Origin of the sequence: Methylovulum miyakonense HT12 (assembly GCF_000384075.1) — a bacterium.
Lineage (GTDB): Bacteria > Pseudomonadota > Gammaproteobacteria > Methylococcales > Methylomonadaceae > Methylovulum > Methylovulum miyakonense.
In genome coordinates this window covers 2,250,877-2,271,182 of the sequence record NZ_KB913025.1, presented here as the reverse complement: position 1 = coordinate 2,271,182, position 20,306 = coordinate 2,250,877, and the positions used below count along the sequence as shown (strand labels likewise).

The following is a 20,306-nucleotide window of genomic DNA, read 5'->3' as shown; positions in this document are numbered from 1 at the left end:
CGTGGACAGACATTGGCCCGCTAACATCAGGCCATAAATTGGCCGCAACACAGTTGTAAACACAAAGGGGTTGCGGCCAACCCTTGCTTAAGAGTTTTGGACAACGATGGTGGGGAAGCGGCTGCTGAAATCTTTGGCTTTCAAAGCCAGTTTGGCAGCAGTTTTGCGGGCGATAGAGCGGTAAATTTCAGCGGCGCGGCTATCGGGGTCGGCGACTACGGTTGGCCTGCCCAAGTCGGCGTCTTGGCGGATGTTGATGTCCAACGGCAACGCGCCCAAGAAATCCACCCGGTTGGTTTCCGCCATCGCCACACCGCCACCCGCACCAAATATCGCCTCTTCATGCCCGCATTGCGAGCAAATATGCAGGCTCATGTTTTCGACCACACCCAATACCGGCACGTTGACTTTGGCGAACATGGCTAGGCCACGTTGTGCGTCTATCAAAGCGATGTCTTGCGGGGTGGTGACGATAATCGCTCCGCTGACCGGAATGTGTTGCGCCAAGGTGAGCTGGATGTCGCCCGTCCCTGGAGGCAAATCAATGACCAGATAATCGAGGTGCTCCCAATTGGTGTCGCGCAGCAATTGCTGCAAGGCATTGGTCGCCATGGGGCCACGCCAAATCATGGCCTGTTCGGCTTGCACCAAATAACCTATGGAAATGGTCTGCACACCGTAAGCCACTTTCGGCATCATGAATTTGTTATCATGGCTTTCTGGCAAACCGGATAAGCCCAACATGGTGGGGATGCTGGGGCCATAGATGTCGGCATCTAAAATCCCGACGGTTGCGCCTTCGGCAGCCAAGGCCAAGGCCAGATTGACGGCGGTGGTGGATTTGCCGACCCCGCCTTTGCCGGAAGCGACAGCGATGATATTTTTGATTTGCGGATGCGGTTTTAACGCTTGTTGCACGGCATGGGGGATAATTTTTACAGTCACTTCGACAGTGACCTTTTCTACGCCTAAACTTTGCAGATGCTGGCTTATGGCTGCTTGCAAGGTTCCTATCATGCTTTTTGCCGGATAACCCAACTCGATCTTGACGTTGACCTGGTCGCCGTCTATCGTTATCCCTTTGACCGACTTTGCCGTAACCAAATCAAGCCCATGGTTAGGGTCGATGAAGGTTTTTAGCATTTGCTCGATTTCCGTTTTTTCTATGCTTGACATGAATATTCCTGGTTGTTTGGTTAACACCTATTGATTGATAGGTTCAGGATATAAGCCATGCCGCATTTTTTCAATACAATTTATGGTAAACACACTGTGTTTATCCATTGTCATTGTCCAATGCCTTTAGTGTTTCTTTGGCTTCGTCCAACCCGGCAAATTTTTGTTTGCTGTTAATTACCTTTTCCAGCAACATTTTCGCTTGCTTGCGTTCCCCTTGTTTGAAATAAGCCATACCGAGATGGTAATTATTGAGCAGGCTGGCGGCATTCAGTTGGTTGCTTTTCACCAATAGCTCTTGGGCCTTGGGATAATTATTTTGTTGGTAGGCTATCCAGCCAGCGGTGTCCAACATATCGGGGTCGTTACTTTTTTCCAACAACTCCGCCACCTTAGCCGCTTTTTCAAGACCCTCCTTATCGTTTGCATACGCGGACAGGTAACTTGCCAAACGCTGCCGGACCGCCAAGGATTGTGGCTGTTGCTGATAAAGCTCTTCCAACAGGGCAATGGCCTGTTGATGGTCACCCGCCTGATGATGTATCGCCACCAAGTCCATCACCAAATCCGTAGCATTATGGGTTTTGGCCTTACCTTTATTCAGCACATCAAGCGCTTGGCCTGCTTGCTTAAGGTTAAGGTAGACGTAAGCCTGGTGGCGGTATGCATCCGCCCATTCCGGCCTGATGTCTTGGGCTTTTTGATAAGCGTTTATCGCCTCATTGGCTTTGTTTTCATGGGCGCAAATGTCTCCCAGCAAAGAATAGGCGTAAAAATGTTTCGGTTCTTTGGCAATCAGGTCACGCAATTTTTGCACGGCCTTATCGGCTTGCTTGAGCGCCAGATAAGATTTCACCAATTGTGTCAACGGCTCCACAGCTTCGGGTTGCTTCGCCAACGCTTGGGCGAAACTGACGGTGCTTTTATCCAGTTGCCCATTGGCCTGATAGACCAGCCCTGACATATAAAACCCGCTGGCATCGTCTTTATAGGCTTCTTCCAATTGCTTCGCCATTTGCAAGGCCTTGTCCCATTGCTTTTGCGCCATGTAAATCCTGAACAAGGCTTCCAAACCATTTTTGCTGTTGGGGTTCAGCTTAAATAAGGCATTTAGCTGTCCAGTCGCCTGCTCTTTTTCGCCAGCCTGCAACAACAGGTTGACCAACTCTAAGCGCGCCGCTTCATCGGCAGGCGTAATTTCGAGCACCTTGGCCAAGTTTTCACGGGCTAAGATAGGTTCCCCATTGGCCAGATGGGCGGCACCCAGTAATTTCAACACTTGGGTATTGTCCGGTTGTTCTGCGATAAGCGTACGGAACCCCGCAAGCGCATCACTTACCTTAAATTCCGCCAAGGCGATTTCATTGTCTAAAATTCGCGCATCAGTATCATTGGCGTGGCTAGCCAAGATAGTTTTTACCAAAGCTTTTGCTTCATCAAAACGTTGCGTCGCCTTATACAAGCGGGCAAGCTTGTTCCGCGCCTTTAGCGATTGCCTCCCTTCCTTATCCAGCGCGATGATGTCATTTAAGGTTTCCTCAGATTTATCCGGCTGGTTTTGCGACCATTGCAAATCCGCCAATTTAAAGCGCAGCGTATAATTGTCCGCGCCTGAATCCAACATCGGCAATAATTCCGCCATGGCGACTTCTGGCGAGTGTTGGTTGGCCAAAAACTCCACCAACCATAATTTAGCCAGTTCATTGTCCGGCACATCCGTAACCGCAGACCGCAACACCGCTTCGGCTTTGTCACCTTGGTTTTGCGACAGCAAAAATACCGCCAGACGTTTGCGGTGTTCCAATTGCTTGGGCTCTATTTTGACCAAGGCTTCCAATTGGGCTTCCGCTTTATCTTTTTGCCCCAACTGGCTATATAAATTCGCCAGCATCAAATGTGCGGTCACATTACCGGGCTGCTTTTCGACAAAGCTTTGTAACAAAGCCAGCGCATTCTCAGTTTTTCCTGATTTGGCATGGAGGCCTGCCAACAACAAAGTCGCCGACGCATCATCCGGCTTTTTTGCCAACACGGCTTGCGCTTTGGCAAAGGCCGCATCGCTGTTATTTTGCGCCGCGAAAACACCGCCCATCAATACCATCGCGTCGGTGTTATCAGGGGCTATCGCCAAAGCCTCCTTAGCCATTTTTTCAGCCTGTTCAAACTTTGCCGCCAACAGATAAATTTGCCCTAATTTTAAACGTGCTTGCAGATGCTGGGGATCTTGCTGGATGACTGTCTGATATTGGGCGGCAGCGCTTTGGATATCACCCAGTCCGGCCAACACTTCCGCCACTTCGAAACGTCCTGCGCTATTTTCAGGTTCACTGCCAATGGCGTTGTTGAAAGCGGTTTGTGACGTTTGGTAATCGCCGGCTTGGAAAGCTTGCTTTCCCTGTTCGATATACTCCGCCCTTTGTTTGTCATTATTGCAGGCGGACAAACTGACCATCAAACAGCAAATGAGCGGGTATTTTAAACTCTGAAATATGGGCATCATGGTGGATTCCTGTTGCCTATTCTTGATTGGCAACGTCATGAATAAATGTAAAAAAGAAAACGGGGCGGCCTATAACAGACTGATTCTAATATAAAACGCTTTTGTAGGCTGGAAACGCTGTAGCCCTAATAGGCAATCGGCTGCCTATAGGGCACAAGCAAATGAAGTCGGGGCTTAACTCTGACTATTTTCGGGTGGGGTTGGCCGGGGTTTGCGTAGCTGATGGGGTTACCGCTTGTGCAGTTCCTGGCACGGATGCCGGAACAGGTATGGCTTTACCCTGATATTTTTGCTTCCTCAATTTATCTTCGTACCCCTGCATGACCGTTTCGAATTCAACATCCTTGATCTGCGAAAAGGGCTCAGTGCCTATCAATGTGTCGACAATGCCCCGCTTCTGGCAAGATTGAAAACCGTCTATGACTTCTTTGGCACCTTCAAACATTTTAAGGTTTTTGCTTTCACAGGATTTCAACTCTGATGTAGTCGCTTGCTGGGTATTCTGCAAATTGGCATAAGAGGCGGCCAGTTCATTTTTGGACTGGTTCAAGGCATTGTATTTTTCAATTACTTCACGCAATTTTGCCATAGTGTTGTCAAGACGGCCACGCACCTCGTCACCAGAGGCTTTTTGGGCCTCCAAATCCGCCGTTAATTTTGCTTGCGCGGCGGTCGCGGCGATAGCGGCGTCTTGGCCTTGTTTAAGCTGGCCTTTTAAAGCCTCCAACTCGGCAACCACCTTGGCATTTTCTGTTTTAAGAAGATCACGTTCTGAAGTGGCTTCTTTAACCATCGTTTGCAACTTACTGACAATTTTGGCGCTACCGCCTGCCTCGCGCTGGGCGGCAGAAGCAGGGCCGGTTACCATGCCAGTTAACAAGACTATACAGGCCAGTGATTTCATTATGTTGTTATCCGCAGTCATTAGAAGCTCGTGTTCAAGTCTAATTGCAAAACGTCAATGCTGTATTTAGGGCCGGTAATGACATCCGTGCTTAGCCATCTGCCCGTTGCCCAGACATTTTTCATCAGCCCGTAGTTAGCCCCCACGACCCAACCTTTAGCATTAGTCCCGCCCAAGTGGAAGTCAGAATCGGTATAAGCACTCAGCACAGCATCATTTTCGATATGTTTATAAAGGGTAAAGACATTCCACTGGCCAGCATGCGAAACTTTAGGCCAACCAAAATCCACCCTGACCTGCCAAGCATTTGATTCATCCGGAACCGTTGAACCACCAACGTTTTTGGCATTAAAGCCAACGTTTTTGGCGTAATCAGCCCCTACTACCAAATGGTGGGGTGCAAACATGGCAAGGTCGTAAGATAAGTTAGCATTGACAATCCGGAAATCAGAGGCTAAACCATACATGCGTGGAGTGACCTTGTCTTCGTCATAACAGACCAGTTCAAACGTATTGCCAAATTGCGTAAACTGGGGCACAGATAAATTGTTATCCACACTATTTGTGCTACAAACAAAAGATGACCCCGAATTGGTATTAGGTCTGGCCTTAATATTTTCATAATCATAAAAGGCAACGCCCATCTTAAACTGGTCATGGTTGGCAAACCCCAAATCCATCCCAACTTGTGTGCCGAATAACCATTTATCATGCGAACTCAGGGCGGCTTCTTGCAAAGGGAAGGCCCCAATGGTGGCAAATACCGACTTGGCATTGCTGCCCAAAGCATGGCGTGCAGTCGCGGCAAACCCCTCAAAGTTTAAGTCGGTATCCCAAACCAATTCACTACCGCCAGTAAATTCACCACCACCAACATACCAAGGATTAGCGATACGGCCACCGGACAATGTCAACCACTTAAAATTTTGGCTATCAACCGCATCGTATTTTAGGAATGCCCTATCAATATTAAACTGGTATTGCCCTGCTGAGTTTCCTAGGGTTTGGTTAGTCGATACCGGATCAATCCAATTTGCCGAATTCGGCCCGGTAGCCACGCTGGTGGCCAAACGAACCCCGGCTTTCAGGCCTTTGGCAACATCGGCATCTAAGGCCAAGCGTAGCCGTTCACGAAAACGTTGCCTGTCGTGTTGGGTATTGTAACCGCTATTTACGTTACTAAACCCTTGCCCCTGGTTGATCGCCTGAAAATTGGGATAGGAGTTGACCAACGGGAAAGGGGCGACATTATCCTCCGCCATAAACTCATGTTGGGAACGCAAACGTAAATCCCCCGATAACTTAAACCGGCTAATCCATTCCGGTAAAGCATCGGGAACACCCCATTTTTGGGTTTTTGCTTCTTGCATAACATCCTTGACAACATCCGCCCGTAATTCAGTACGCACTTGCTGGCGGATTTCATCTTTGACGAATTCCGGGACATAAGGAACCCGTACTTCGCCTGGTTCTGCGGCAATATCATTCCCGTGAGGTTGGCTGGCCGCCTGTTGAGCCACTTGCGCTTCGGCATCGGCATCGGCCCTTTTAATCATGTCTTCAGCCGCTTTAGCAGTCAGGACACCTTGCTTAACCAGTTCTTTTATCAAATTGGTTGTGGTATTGCGTAATTTTAGCAACTCTTCCTTTTCACCTGCTTGCGCCATGCCCACCATTCCGCAAAGCATCATGACCATTAGCTGCTTTTTATTATCCATTGTATTACCTGTACGTTTTATTAGATTCTTGATGTAATTCTTAGCTTGACTGGCTGTTCCATGCCGGGCGGGAGCGGTTCATCCACTTTCCGGTATTTGCTCAACAGACGGTTGATTAGGTCGTCTATTTCCGCATCATTACTGCCCCTTGCTAATTCAAATCGTTGGACAGAACCATCCACGTTTAGCCACAACTTAATAATTGCCGTGAAACCTTTTTTCCGCAGCTCTTCATGCTCAGAAAGAATATCCAAAATATCGTTTTTAATTAATCCGCCGTACCAAGCATAAGGGTCTCCACCGCCGCCACCGCCTAAGAGGCCTTTGCCTCCTTTACGTGCAGCCAACCCAAAACCATCCGAACCCGCCGAGCCTTCGGCATCCAAACCTAGATCCCCTGGAGGGGGTTCATCGGCGACATCGGGCATTTCTTCAGGTTCGGGTTCAGGAGCCTGTTCAATTTTTTCCTCTATCTCCGGCTCCGGTGGCTTCTCCACTTTAGGTGGGGGTGGCGGCGGGGGGGGCGGTTTTGTTAAGGTGATTTTTTGGATGGTGCGCTCTTTTTTTTCGGGTTTTTCTTGAATATTGCTAATTGCACGGATAATCAATCCAGTGACCACCAGCAAAATCAAGCCGCCTATAATGGTGGGCAAGTAAACCCGAAAATGTTTCTTCTTCGTAGTCATTAGGCGTTTTTATTTAACCAGATTTTGTGTAACCAAGCCGATCTGGGTAATGTCCAGCTTACCCAGCATCGCCAACACATCAACGATTTTGACATACTGCACGCTGGCATCGCCTTTAATGACCACAGGCAACGCCGGATTTACTGCCTTGAACTGCTGTAACATGGATTCCAGTTGTTCCATAGTGACAGGGTAGGTATCCAGAAAAATGGTGCCGTCAGCAGTAATGGTAATCGCTTTGGTCTGCGGTTTGGCAAGGCTAGGTGCATCACTGGCTTTGGGTAAATCGACAGTAATGCCTTGCACTGAAGCCGTACACATTAGGATGAACACCACCAACAACACATAGGCCAAATCCAACATGGGGGTGACGTTAATTTCGTCATAGGCCTCATTTTCTTCTTGTACTTTCATAACATTTGCTCAACTATGCAGAAGGTGTGTCTTAGGTATGCTGTTCTGTCATTTTTGCGATGAATTCATCAACAAAAACATGCATATCCGCAGAAATTGATTTAATACGCCCGCCCAGATAGTTGTAGCCAAACAAACAAGGTATCGCCACCATAAGGCCTGCTACCGTTGCGGTCAAAGCCGCCGCAATACCAGGCGCTATCGAGTTGACATTAACCTCGCCACTAACGGCAATCGCAGCGAATGTGATCATAACGCCGACCACCGTACCTAACAGCCCTAAAAACGGGCCGCCACTGATGGCAATAGTCAAAAGCACCATTTGAGAATTGAGCTTCTGCAACTCCCTAACCAAAACCGCATCCATTGAGGCCTTAACCGCGTTCATTGCCTGGGGGCTTAAGGCAACATCAGTCCCTTTGGTTTTATTTAGGCGCCGGTTCATTTCTTCGACACCGATATGATAAATGCGGTAAATGGACGAACCAGTGAAAGCACTGTGATTGGCAGTCAACGACAATAACATAGGGGATTCTTCATAATCCTCGTCATCCTCGCCATCTTCCCTATTTAAGGTCGCAAGCTCTTGCACACTTAAAGAGCTGAATGCCTCTTCAAATTTCTTATTTTCACTAGCGGTACGGCTGAGGATAATCGCTTTTGAAATCATCACCATCCAGCTGATGACGAACATCACCGCTAAGATACCGATAATAATCCAGCCATCTATGGTCACACTGTTGAGTGTGCTCATAATATAGGACTCGCCTTCTTCGCTATCTGGCGTTGAATCCTCCCCATAGGCCAAGACGGCCGAACTCGCACCTTGCATTTGCACATCAAATTTTATTGCGTTGGCATCGCGGGCGACTTTATAGACGGTGAATTGGTCTAACAAGCCTGAAAAGCCCCTCGCACCAGCCACATCCGCCCCAATGGCCAAATCCCCGGTCAATTCCGCCAAAACCACCGGAAATTCGCCAGCCGCAGTGCCGTTAAGATAGAGGGTAATTTTGCTCGAGGTGGCAACGACCGCCAAATGTTGCCATGAAGCCACCGTCAACGGCGCCGTGCCTGCAAATTCTTGCTTGCTTCCTGCAGCATCCGTAATTTGCAAATAAGGCGTTAGCTCTTTTAAGACCAGCGCAACACCCGCCCTTTGGAAAACTACCATACCCTGTTGGGGCTGGTCAAATTTTGCCCAGGTTTCTACTGTCCAGCCTGTTGCCGGGGACATCGCCAGTGAAGGTGCCGAAGCCACACGAATAATTTGCCCCCCCTGAAATACTGCCGCTCCGCCAATCAATCCGCCTTCACTATTAGTGGCGGTCGCCTCCGATGCCTGATGGGCATATGCAGTCAAATCTTTAACCGCACTTTGGTCAAATTGATAGGCTAGCACTTCACTGACATCGAAAGAGCCTGCCACATCCTGCCCATCAACAGCCTCGGCATTACCGTAATAAAGCCAAAAAGACGGTTCCGGATTCGTGGCAATATCCTTAGGTAACTTGACCCAGATAAATGCCATCTCATTAACAGGATCGATTTTTTCAATATAAAACTTTAATGGCGTCGCCTCGTCAGCTGCCAACACACGTATGTCTTTGCCTTTCTCGGCCAAATCTAAAAAATAACTAAAATTACCGGTGTGTAACCGTACCAAAGCAAAAGCATCCTCAGGTATGGTGACACCATCTTGTTGAAGTTTTTTTGTATCAAGGCTTATTTTTTTCTTGTATCCCCAATCATCGCTCCACCAAGCAGATGCAAATGAAGGGAAAAGTGTTAAAAAAATCAGTAAAAGACCAAAGCGTTTCATTGCCATTCTCAATTTCATAGTTAATGCGGAAATTATCACAAAATTTCGTTACAGGATTATTACCGCCAATAACTAAGCGGTATTCGCATAATTTCCGAGAGCAATAAATTTATAAAGTGCAGCCTGATAAAGCAGGCAATTTTTAGGGCATCGTACAAAGGGTATGGGAAGATTCGATAGCTTCCATCTTGGATGACGCAGTGTGCAGCTGCTGCGTATGCAAAAAAAGAGGGCCACAAAAGTATTTTGTAGCCCTCCCCTTTTTTCTAAGATGTTTTTTTAAGAGGCAGGACGGGACTTGTTTTTATTGTTATTGTTCGGCGTTTCATCACCATAACCAATAAAATCAACGCTTAAAACACCGAGTTTTGCGGATTTATTATTTCTATCGGCCCTTTCCTTTTCACCGGTATCTGTTGCAGCTTGGGCAATTTGGCTAACACTGGCGCTTAAGTTACTGACCCCTGATAAACCGGCCGCGAGGCTACCGACCGATGCGGTGGGCACCCCCGTACTGACGCCGCCGATTTGGATATTATTGGCGCCTAGGACGGCTGTCGCTGAAATGGTCACGTTGCTACCCCCAATCCCCGCTTCGCCTGCATTCACAACACCGCCAGGCGCGAAAAGGAAGACATCGCCCTCCCCGCTAACGTTGCCTTGAGGGGCCGATGCCCGTACACCACTACCAGACACAGCAGGTATGATAACGCTTTTCTTACCGCTACTCGTGTAAGTCACGACGGTCTCAGGCACTGACAAAGCTGTTTTAGCCCCACGGCCAGCATCGATATCCCCTTCGGTTGACCAAATGGAAATATTGCCGCTGGCTTGGGTAAATACGCGCGACTGGTTTACCAGAAAATCATCACGGACAATGGCATTGATATCACCGCTTTTTTGCGCGATAACCCCTAAGTCGGAAGATTGTTTCGCTTCCAATCCAGGGAAAGCGAACGCCAAACCAGCATTGACTTTTCCGCCAGGAACCAAAAGATTGACGTTACCGCCTTCAACAGTCTGTATCGTACTAAATATCAGATTGACATCGCCTTGCCAAGGGAATGCAGGATTGTCAGTTTTTAATTCACTTCCGGGGAATAGGGTATTGATAGCGGCAAACGCCCGGTCATTCCCTAAAGTTTTATCGCCTGCAGAAGCGGCCCCAGACTCTTTAATCTCATTAAGGTAAACAGGCAAAACTTCATTATTCAATTGTTGCTGGATACTTAGATAGTCATCGTCACTAAGATCCTTGAACAAAGCCAGAGCCTGGGCATCTGTTAACCCGGCATTGCCGGTCCGTTCACGCATAAAACCAGCAACGACCGTAGTGGCACCATTAAACTGTTCGGCAACAGCAAAATGTTGGAAATATTTACCAATCATTTCATTGTACTTAGCGGAACTGCTATCCTTCAAAAAGCCAACAATTTGCGCGTTTGTTATCCCCTGATAAGAAAGGTTTGCATGGTTTTCATAGACTGGCAAGATCATGGCGGCCACTTTCGCTTGCATGCCCTGATAATCGGCTTCAATGGCGGCATAATGCCCTTCGCCTAGCCTTGCTTTCAATTTATTGATCACGCTATTTGCCGCATCTATCGCGTCACCCGAATTCGACTTCACGGCGTCAGCCAACGATTTTTGCGCGTCGCCAAATTTCTCAAACACTTTCAATGCGTCTGCGGTAGATAAATTGCTATCGCCTAACTTCTCTCGGACATAATCCCTAACAAGCCCACTGACCGTATTGAAATTATTATCTAAAGGGTAATCCGTCAGATATTTACTGATAAAGTTGGAGTAACCTAGCTCCTTCCCGTTTAATCCGGCCAATACGGTAATATTCGCGCCTTTGCTGTCCAAGTTGGTGTTCAACTCGTTTCCTACCGTGAGCAGCCCTTTTGAAACACCTAAATCTAAATTACGGCCAGTTTTGACCAACACATCGCCTGGCCCAGAAATTTGTAAATAGGGGGCTGTGGCATTGTTCACACCCGCCAAAAAGCCGATGTCATCGAGCTGCACTTTATAGCTAATATCACGGCCCGCCGACAATACCGTGACATCGCTGGGGTTGATGTTTTGAATATCCAACCTCACATTGCTCAAGTCGCGGCCAGCCTGAACAATGGCTTTTTTCGACACCAGCACCTGAATATCCTGGATGTCGCCTTCCTGAGTAATCAATCTCACCGGATCTTTGTCATTTTTATGGAGCAAATCGACGGGGGTTGTTGATCGCGAAGTCAGCGCGGTAATAAAGCCGTCCTCTGAAAAATCCGCTAATTTGGGTGAAAATGCGTCAGGTATTAAGCGCAAATCGACATCACGCATAAAAAACCCGCTTGGATTAATACTGTTGGCATTGGCTTTTATCCCGTCTTTAGCAAGGATACTCAATTTGCCGGATACCGAAGGGAATAGGTTAATTTCATCAACGACAACACTCCCGCCAAATGCGGTGGCCCTTAACGAGGCCGGATAAATGCTAGTTTCACGGATATAATCGCTAGATTCTAAAGCCAGTTTCCCCCTGACAACCGAAGTATCCGCACCCAGATTCACATCGCCCGACAACGACCTGACTGTTATGCCACTGGTAGGGGTATAGGTATAAAACTGCCTTTCACCGGATAAGACCATCGCATCGGACACCGCCGAAATGCTGATATCCTGTTTTGCATTCAACGCCAGTGTGCTATCGCCCATCACCAATTGCGGCCCGTTGGTAAATTCTTTACCACCCGTGATTTGTCCGTCTGCCGACAAGCTTCCATCACCTTTGCCAAGCAAATAAGCACCACCTGAAATATTGCCGCCAGCTTGGACGGACATTTGCCCACCGCCCGCAACCAACACGTCATTAGTTAAAAACTTGGGCGAACCGTTGCTGTTAGTGACCTCCAAACCTGTATTCGGATCAATACGGTGATCTACTTTACCTATTTGTTTGCCCGTAGAAGGCATCATCACAGAAAGGTTATTGATATTCCCACCCGCACTCACATTGACAGTACCGCCACCAAAAGAACCGACATTTTGACGGAAGCCACCAACATCGACGCCCCATGCCGTTGCCGTCCGGCTATCAGCCGGGTCATTTAATGGGATGTTGCTACCCCAGTCACCAACCCTCACCAACCATTCAGTTATAAATTGATTGCTGACAGCACCCTGCACGTTGTTATCGGCTTTGATGACCAAATCACCCCCATCAACGGCATATTGCGCATTGGACAGGACTATATAGTCATTGGATGACAAATAATTTTCTAGCGAACCATAAGGATTAGTTTCTGAAGGCCTACCTGAGTTATAAACCGTAGAATACTGGTTCTTAAAGATAACGTCGCCACCGGCAGCAAGCTTAATATCGCCAATACCTGTCCGCACAGACACGGGGTTATTTGCAGAACCTTGAATTTCCAGGTTGTGCCCAACGGAGTTGATCGTCGCAAAATTATCTGCGCTACCTAGATCCGCCCCTGCGGCCAATTGATACGACCAGGAATTACCGCCCTGCAAAGCCGGCCCAAAAACACCTTCCACATAAGCATCTGAAATTGAAGCGGCAATGGCTAAACTACCTGTCGCACTAATGACCAAATTACCTGTGATGTCATTTTTACCGCCGTACCGCCATTGCGGCAAACCTAAAAAGTCATTTTGTGCAAAATCCCAAGTATCCTTGACCTTTAAATCACCTTGATAATCTATTTCTATCCCTGGGCGTAGCAGGATATGGCTATCAATGGCATCCTTGACCGCCTTAATATGGCCGTCGCTCATATAATTGAAGGTGTCCGCCTGAATTTGGGCTATCACCGTATTGTCGACCACACCGTTTGCTATATCCGCATTACGGTATTTTTTAACGGCTTCGGCATAATAATTTTGCGCGCCTTTGACTGTATTAGCGGCAACCGGGTCAATTTTGATGACCGTCTTGGTGTCCTGCAGGGCACGTAGCGTCACATCCCCGCCTTGGGCCACTGTACTGCCAGTGACATCTATTGACGCACCGGATTGGATGGAAATCCCACTTGCGCCATCTTCATCAGCGTCCACAGATGACATCAAGACATTGCCGCCCTTAATCCCTTTCGCTGACAAAACGCCAGTGTTTTGCAAGGTAATTTTATCGCCCGCATATAATTCAATCTTTCCGCCTTCAGCCGCCCCATCGGCGTTGAGCTTGCCTGACAAACCGATTGCCCCATGGTCAGCGACCAAGGTGATGGAATCGGCTTTAATTTCCTTACCGCTTCCTTGGACAAGGTCGGCTTCACGGGAACGGAAGTAAACAGATTGCGAAACGCCCGCTTGCGACAGCAAACCGATCCAGGCATCAAAGCTGGATGATGGGTTAAATCTTGCCATATCAACCACTGCGCTACCGGACACAGCCGTTATCGCCCCTGACCAATCAACCGTTTGCTTAGGCGCTTTCAAAATCAGCTTTCCACCCTCAGCAAGCCCGCCGCCAGTACTTAAATTTATTTTCGAATGCGCCGCCAACATTATCTTCCCTTGATCGGCAATGGCGCTGAATACACCACCTGGCGTATAGTCAAAAACGTCCGCAAATTTGACTGCTTTACCTTCCAAATTAATGGCGGCCTGATCACCAACAACTACATCACCCGTTGCCCCATGTAATGCCAGTTTACCGGAATAGAGTAAGGCGTTGGTATTAAACCCAACCGCGTCAGCGGAGATATTGACCGAAGCACCGAAGCCGCTGGCCATGGTATTGTCAACATGGCCAGCATTATCAACCACCACCTTATGGCCTAGGGCATTGATGGTCATATCGGCACCACCTGAGGCGGTCAAATAATCGGTTTTTAGGTTCAAATCGCTAGCCACTGTCAACAGGCTTTTTCCGTCAATATGGAATTGGCTAGTTTTGTCGTCAATGGGGTTGATGTTAACTGTTTTGAAACCATTAAAATTGAAATTACCGGCACCTTGCACATAGTCATTCGTCAAAATGTCAAGCTGGCCGTCACCCGTCCCGGCACTGGCGGCCGCCCCTGTTGAATTGCCGACAACTAGGGCGTTGGCTTGCAGCCTTACCGCTTTACCCTGATTGGCAAACCCCGAAAATCCCGCCGAATTGACCACTAAACGCCCAAATTGCAAAGGCGCTATCGAACCGTCCTGGGTCAAGAAGCCGCCTCCAGCGCCGACTTTACCAACGTTGCCATAAAAATTGATCATTTGACGGCTATTGAGCAGCAATTCATCGACCAATAGATTGCTTAATTGCCGGTTCGTCAAATTCAGCGCGTTGGTATTGACATTATCCACTTCACCAATATTGATGGCATTGGCGTTCAGGCTCAAAGAGCCTCCGGTCATCCGGATATCCCCGTCTATTCGGGTGGTCTGGCTGGAATCCACCAATACGGATGCCAAAGTTGATGTGGACGTGCCAGTGCTTAGGCCATTTATAACCGCGCCTTCTTCAAAAAATAATTCACCTTGGTCTTGACGGGTTGAATCCTTGCTTAAACTAACTTGTTTATCACTCGATACCCGCAACAACGCACCATACCCTGCGACCTTAAAAGAAGTGTCGCCCGTGTTGACAGCACCGCTAGCCGTCAAAACAGCACCCCTTTTTATGGAAATGTTATCTTTGGCGGCAATAACCAAATCCTTAACTTTTAAGCCAACACCTTCAGCCACCTCAACATTGGCGGCATTGACGGTTATATCCGTTTCACCAGTCGCATTATCCCTACGGCGAATCCCGCCTAAAAACAGGCTGTCCAGGTTTAAGTTATTTAAATTATCGGCTTGGATTTCCAGGGTGCCCGGCGTTTGCGAAACGCTTAAACCGTTAACAATTTTTATCCCGTTGATACTGGCAATATCCAGCTTGCCACCACGTCCAGGGCCATTTGCATCGGTTGCGGGAGTGGAATTGATAGTGCCTTCAATCAGCAGCTTATTGGCCACATCAATAGCAATCTGGCCGCTGTCTTTGGGTATTAACGGTATGCTGGCATCATTGGCAGTGGCTTTGGCAACAAAAAACGAATTGGCGGTTTGTTCGTCATATTCCGAATGTTTACGGATATCCTTACCTGACTCAACTAAAAAGCCGCTGGTGCGGGCACTGCGTGTACCTGTCCCGGCAAGGGTTTGGTAACCGGATACAATTGGCAAACCCGCCGCATTAAAGGTAGTGACAGTTTGGTCTTGGGTATTGGCTTGTGGGGTAACTAAAAACGCCCCTGGCAACAATGCGTATCGTGCTGGCAATATGGTGTAAGTCCCTGCCGGTAATTCGCCCGCCCCGCTTAAATGGATTTGGCTGCCGACGCCATAACTGGCCAATTGATCTGCGGATAATTTTGCCAGTTCCAATTGCTGCATAGGGTCAAAAGGCGCCAAGGCCGATCCAAGCGAAGGCACTATGGCAAAACCGCCTTGATAAGACGGGCTACTTGGACTTAAATAATCGTAAGTACCGCCTGCTCCTGAAATAAACTCATAAGCTTTTAAATCCCCACCACCAGAAATATCTATTTTACTGCCTTGTGCAAGCGTCACCTCAGGTGCGGTCAAATTTACCTGTTTGGATTGGATTGGCCGGAAATTCTGTGAGGTGGTGTTGAAAACCAGATTGGTTCCGTCAAACAGGGGATAAAGCCAGAAAAGGCCACCTTCTGTAATCCCAAACGGAATCGTTTTGCCGTCTGCCGAAACTGACGTCAGGCTCTTGCCGCCTAATGTCAACTTAGAACTGGCGTTCAGATTAATCGTGCCGAAGGGTGCCTTTAAAACACCATTTTGGTTAATAGTTGGGGCGTCAAAACTTAATACGCCATTGGCTGATAAGGGGGTTTCGTCATTATTTTTACCGCTAATATTGATTTTGCCTTTAGGGTTAAGGGTTTTATCAACACTAAAAGTAAACTCGGTCAATGTGCTGGGATAAATTTGGCTGGCGGCCAAATTCAAGTTGGCGGCGGTTTTTAGGCCACCCAGATATTTTTTTTGATCTAAATTCCATACCCCCCTAACGCGCAAGTCATGCTCACTTTTGAGATTGATTTGTTTAAAACCATCCCATCGGGTTGGCCCGACCAGTTCCGTCCAGCGTGCATTCCCGGTAAATTTACCGGCTCCGGTTCCAAGCTTATCATTGAACTTCGTATTGTTTAAAATCTCATCAGTGCCCGCTTTTAAATAAGCGGTATTTAATTTGACAATATCCCCTTCGACCCCTTTTTCTGCTTCCCAACCAATTTTTTGTGTGTTCAGCTCAATACGCGATTTTGCGTTCAGTTCGACATGGCCGACAAAACGTATCTCAAAAGGGCTGCTTAAGCGGACATCGCCAAAATCACCTTTTTCTATATAGTCGCTACTGACCCTCGCCGTGCCGTTTAAGCTATTTTTACCTAACGGAATTCCGGGGCTAAACTTATCAAGCCGGTCACCATAATGGAATTTATCCGCAAGGACTGAACCGGTATGTTGGGTGAGCTTAATGACTTTTTCTATTCCTGGGAACACGGGCTCCAAATCCGAGGGGATTCCCCGTAACCCCGGATTTAACGTCAAATCGAAACGCCCGTTTTGGGTTGTTTTAGAACCCGCATGGCCGTTTGCCTCACCTTCCAAGACTATCCCTTCGCCAGCCTTGACAATGATCGACCCCGCATTGGAACCTACGTCCTTAGGCTGGAAATGAATGTCCGAGGATTTGGCGTTGGCAACAGGCAGATCCAAAATGGCATGTGTGCCCGACACATCAATCAAAGAACCTTTTTCCTGGATAACATAGCCACGCTCCGCCACCAAAGAAACCTTACCGCCATCCAGAACCTCACCTGAACGCCTGTTAATTGCGTCCAGCGGTTGCATTTTAGTGGTGCCGTTTGCCAATAAGCTTGCATGGCTACCCAACCAGATGGCTTGGGTCGGGTCATAGTTGGGCAATCCGGATGTCTTAATGGTCAAGTCTATTGACCCGGCAGGCGCTGCAATTGTGCCATCGACAAAAATCCCTCCCTTACTGGTAGCCAGGCTAATGGACGCACCGGTATCCGCAATGATTTGGCTGCCTTGTTTCAGTGTCACGCCCAGCAACCCTGTCAGCGTCAAATCCACAGGGTTGCGTAAATGTTCGGGTAAAGTCTCCACATGAGTTAAGGCCGTTAAAGACCTGGCACTCGCTTGTTGGCTAAAATTACTCTCTAACACCCGATTTTGCGCCAGCAGCCTTAAGTGGGTTTTACCCGTGACGGTCAAACTGTCATCATGGCTGTTCAGGCTAATTTTGTTGAACCCTGAATGGGCTAACTTAGAAAAGCTGCCATTGCTGACATTTAAGGCCAAAGGGGAAATACCATTGGCATCGGGAATGCTGACAGCCGAGCCCACAGTGATTTTGGCGCTAGTCAAACTCAAGCTACCACCCTCGGACAACCCCCATGCCGACAACTTGCCATTAAGATGCAAAGAACTTGGGAAATCAAAGCCAACCGCCGCCAAATTGACATTACCGCCCTTACCTTCCGTCAAATTATTATTGACCGATAAATGCGCCCCGCCATCAGCCTTAATCAAGGAACCTGACTTCATATCCAGGTCACCAATGGCCGTCAAATTGACAGTACCTCCATTTATCGCCAAGGGCTCAACAGGCACCGCCGAAAAACCTAATTGCAAGTCATTTATCCACCTGCCTGACACATCCAACTTCGCGGATTCACCCAGAGTAAGCTTACCCAGTTCTTTAGTGTCAACCCCAAACCCATTAGTCGTCAAATTAATCGTGCCGCCCGCAGCGTAAATGCTACCGGCCACATCAATATTACCGGCATTCAGGGAGATATTGGCCCCTAAATTGTCTATGGCGGCATTTTTAGCAATTTTGACGCTGCCAGCCGTATTGATGACAACCTTTTGGATACCGGAATTGTTCAGTAACGCATTGGACAAGACTAGTGAAGCGGGGGCTTTACCATTTGCCTGGGCAGGGAATTTATCGTCAGCACCTAGTGCAACCGTATTGTTTTCCGCCTGAAATATTACGTTCTGCGTTGATACATAAGCCCTACCGTCTTTACCATCTGTTTCATTAAGGATAAATGAACCACCAAACGGCATATCCGCTAATTCCCGCTGGGAAATACCTGCAGTAGACCCTGCAATCAAAGTTGCATTCCATGATAGCAATGGCGCTTGAATATTAATCGACCCCGCACTTTGGCCTTCGCTATAGCCTTTCTCAAACCTGCCTTGCCCAAATAAGGACGAGTTGTCCCATACCTCGGTTACGCCCCATTTTTTATGCTCCTGCTTAATGACACCGAAAATCGACACATAATGCTCATTCGGATCCGCGTCGCTGATATCAACTATCTTGCCATAATCAGTCAATAATTTGGTGGTGTTGATATAGCCGTCTTTAAAGTCAATTGATCCGCCGGATATATTGACAACGGCGCCACTATTTACAATCACATCCCCGTTTGACGTCAAATTGATTTGGCCACCTTTCGCCAGACGCTCCTCTACCGTACGCTCGACACTGTTTTTTGCCCCGCTAATATCGACAATGGGCGTGCTCTGCCGCGTATCTACAAAGATGGTTTGCCCTTTTAAAACCCCATCTTTTTGTAATGGCGAATCCCGTAAATCGAATGTTTGTACCGACACCTTGCCTACGTTGCGCTCCATCGCCACCTGTACGTGTTGGGTGCCGGACACATCAATCGTGGCGCCTTTATCAACCAAAATACGGCCGGCATTTTTTGACGCGTTGGATGTGGTCGGCAAGACCACCGCGTTACTTTGGCGGTCAATGATGCTTAGGTCATCGGTCGCAATCGCGTTGATATTGCCGTAGGGTGCGACAATAGCCGCGTTACTTTTGATATGTATCTGGTCGGCAATCATATCCATATAAGATTGCGCCTGGACTTTAGTGTCTATCGCCGTATCGGCCGTTTGGTTATCAGCAATGATTTGGGTCAAACTGCCGGAATCGAAGGTGATTTTAGATTGGGTCCCCAGTTTGTCAGCCGCTTCAGTATTCCGGACGGTTTTGGTCGCATAAAGTCTACCGCCATCGTTGACATGCTGTTCTTGAGCTAACAGCCGGATTGAACCATTGACATTGACCGATGTAGTCGCCGTCAGTCGCCCGCCCTGGTTCACGGCAAAACCTTCCAGCGTAATATTGCCTTGACGGACTAAAATATCCCCAAGGTTCGACACTTTGCCCCCCGTATCAACCTCCACCAATAAACCAGAAAATGGACTCTTTTGATCAGTAGGTTGCAAATACACTTTATCTTGGCTAGCGACAAGGATAACCTGGCCAAATTCATTAGTGGTGATAGTGCCTTTATTTTCCACATCAGGAGCCGCTATGATGACCAAACCGTCATTATTGGCGTCACCATTGGCCTGTATTTTCGCACCCTGCTCTATGCGTATTTTTGAATTGGCTTTGGTGGCGGCATCCCCCAATGCGGCCTTGTCTATGCCTAAGCCGCTTTGTTTGGTCAAACCATTGGTTATAGTTTCATCTGAAATGTTTAACGACGACGCAACCAAGGTGTTGACATTCACCGTCGAATCCTTACCAAACACAAAACCATTCGGGTTATAGAGATATATTTGCCCGTTGGCCGTGACTTGGCCAAGGATCTGGCTAGGATTAGCGTCCCTAAGTATCCTGTTCAATGCGACTGCACTGCTATTGGGTTGATTAAATTCAACCTTATTGTTAGCGCCGACATTAAATTTGTCCCAATTCAGAATAGCGTTTTGAGATTGCTGGTCAATGTGCAACGTACTGCCGTTATCTATAATTTGATGCGTAGCGACACCTAATGACGCCCATGCTTGAGTGGAAGAGGGTATGGGCAATTCAGCCTGGACTGGTGACACCGACCCCATTAACACGCCACTAGCGACAGCCATCCGGATACACGCTGGCAAGGGCCTTAATTTAAATATATCAATGGTTGTTTGTTGAGTCACAGTTTGTCTTTTAGCCATGGTTTACGCCTACTTGCCATAAAAATTGAGCCTATCTATCAAGGGT

The 20,306-nt window shown here is 48.0% G+C and carries 8 protein-coding genes; all 8 read right to left on the bottom strand.

The window, feature by feature from the left end; translation table 11 throughout:
• Positions 1 to 87: 87 nt before the first annotated feature.
• The 8 genes from apbC to METMI_RS0111465 all read right to left on the bottom strand — a co-directional run bounded on the left by apbC (position 88) and on the right by METMI_RS0111465 (position 20,260).
• Positions 88 to 1,176 (bottom strand): iron-sulfur cluster carrier protein ApbC, encoded by a 1,089-nt coding sequence (gene apbC, locus METMI_RS0111505; protein WP_019866448.1) that lies wholly within the window; start codon positions 1,174 to 1,176, stop codon positions 88 to 90.
• A gap of 100 nt (positions 1,177 to 1,276) precedes the next feature.
• Positions 1,277 to 3,676: a tetratricopeptide repeat protein gene (locus METMI_RS23745; protein ID WP_019866447.1), complete on the bottom strand. Its 2,400-nt coding sequence runs from the start codon at positions 3,674 to 3,676 to the stop codon at positions 1,277 to 1,279.
• 184 nt (positions 3,677 to 3,860) lie between these two features.
• Positions 3,861 to 4,580 (bottom strand): hypothetical protein, encoded by a 720-nt coding sequence (locus METMI_RS0111490; protein WP_156829826.1) that lies wholly within the window; start codon positions 4,578 to 4,580, stop codon positions 3,861 to 3,863.
• A 20-nt stretch (positions 4,581 to 4,600) separates the two neighbouring features.
• The gene (locus tag METMI_RS0111485) at positions 4,601 to 6,298 is read right to left on the bottom strand and encodes a putative porin (protein WP_019866445.1); all 1,698 of its coding nucleotides are present in this window, start codon (positions 6,296 to 6,298) and stop codon (positions 4,601 to 4,603) included.
• Positions 6,299 to 6,318: 20 nt separating this feature from the next.
• Positions 6,319 to 6,984 carry a TonB C-terminal domain-containing protein gene (locus tag METMI_RS0111480; protein ID WP_019866444.1) on the bottom strand — a complete coding sequence of 222 codons (666 nt, stop codon included), beginning with the start codon at positions 6,982 to 6,984 and terminating at the stop codon, positions 6,319 to 6,321.
• Between the two features lie 9 nt (positions 6,985 to 6,993).
• Positions 6,994 to 7,398, bottom strand: a complete 405-nt coding sequence (locus tag METMI_RS0111475) for an ExbD/TolR family protein (protein WP_019866443.1) — start codon at positions 7,396 to 7,398, stop codon at positions 6,994 to 6,996.
• A gap of 31 nt (positions 7,399 to 7,429) precedes the next feature.
• Positions 7,430 to 9,064, bottom strand: coding sequence for a DUF2341 domain-containing protein (locus METMI_RS0111470; protein ID WP_232215209.1), 1,635 nt, complete (start codon positions 9,062 to 9,064; stop codon positions 7,430 to 7,432).
• 435 nt (positions 9,065 to 9,499) lie between these two features.
• The gene (locus METMI_RS0111465) at positions 9,500 to 20,260 is read right to left on the bottom strand and encodes a filamentous haemagglutinin family protein (protein ID WP_083930263.1); all 10,761 of its coding nucleotides are present in this window, start codon (positions 20,258 to 20,260) and stop codon (positions 9,500 to 9,502) included.
• Positions 20,261 to 20,306: the final 46 nt, after the last annotated feature.

Bases quoted from the DNA above. Each gene is read 5' to 3' on its own strand.
- apbC (WP_019866448.1), bottom strand. From the start codon at position 1,176: ATGTCAAGCATAGAAAAAACGGAAATCGAGCAAATGCTAAAAACCTTC.
- METMI_RS23745 (WP_019866447.1), bottom strand. From the start codon at position 3,676: ATGATGCCCATATTTCAGAGTTTAAAATACCCGCTCATTTGCTGTTTG.
- METMI_RS0111490 (WP_156829826.1), bottom strand. From the start codon at position 4,580: ATGAAATCACTGGCCTGTATAGTCTTGTTAACTGGCATGGTAACCGGC.
- METMI_RS0111485 (WP_019866445.1), bottom strand. From the start codon at position 6,298: ATGGATAATAAAAAGCAGCTAATGGTCATGATGCTTTGCGGAATGGTG.
- METMI_RS0111480 (WP_019866444.1), bottom strand. From the start codon at position 6,984: ATGACTACGAAGAAGAAACATTTTCGGGTTTACTTGCCCACCATTATA.
- METMI_RS0111475 (WP_019866443.1), bottom strand. From the start codon at position 7,398: ATGAAAGTACAAGAAGAAAATGAGGCCTATGACGAAATTAACGTCACC.
- METMI_RS0111465 (WP_083930263.1), bottom strand. From the start codon at position 20,260: ATGGCTAAAAGACAAACTGTGACTCAACAAACAACCATTGATATATTT.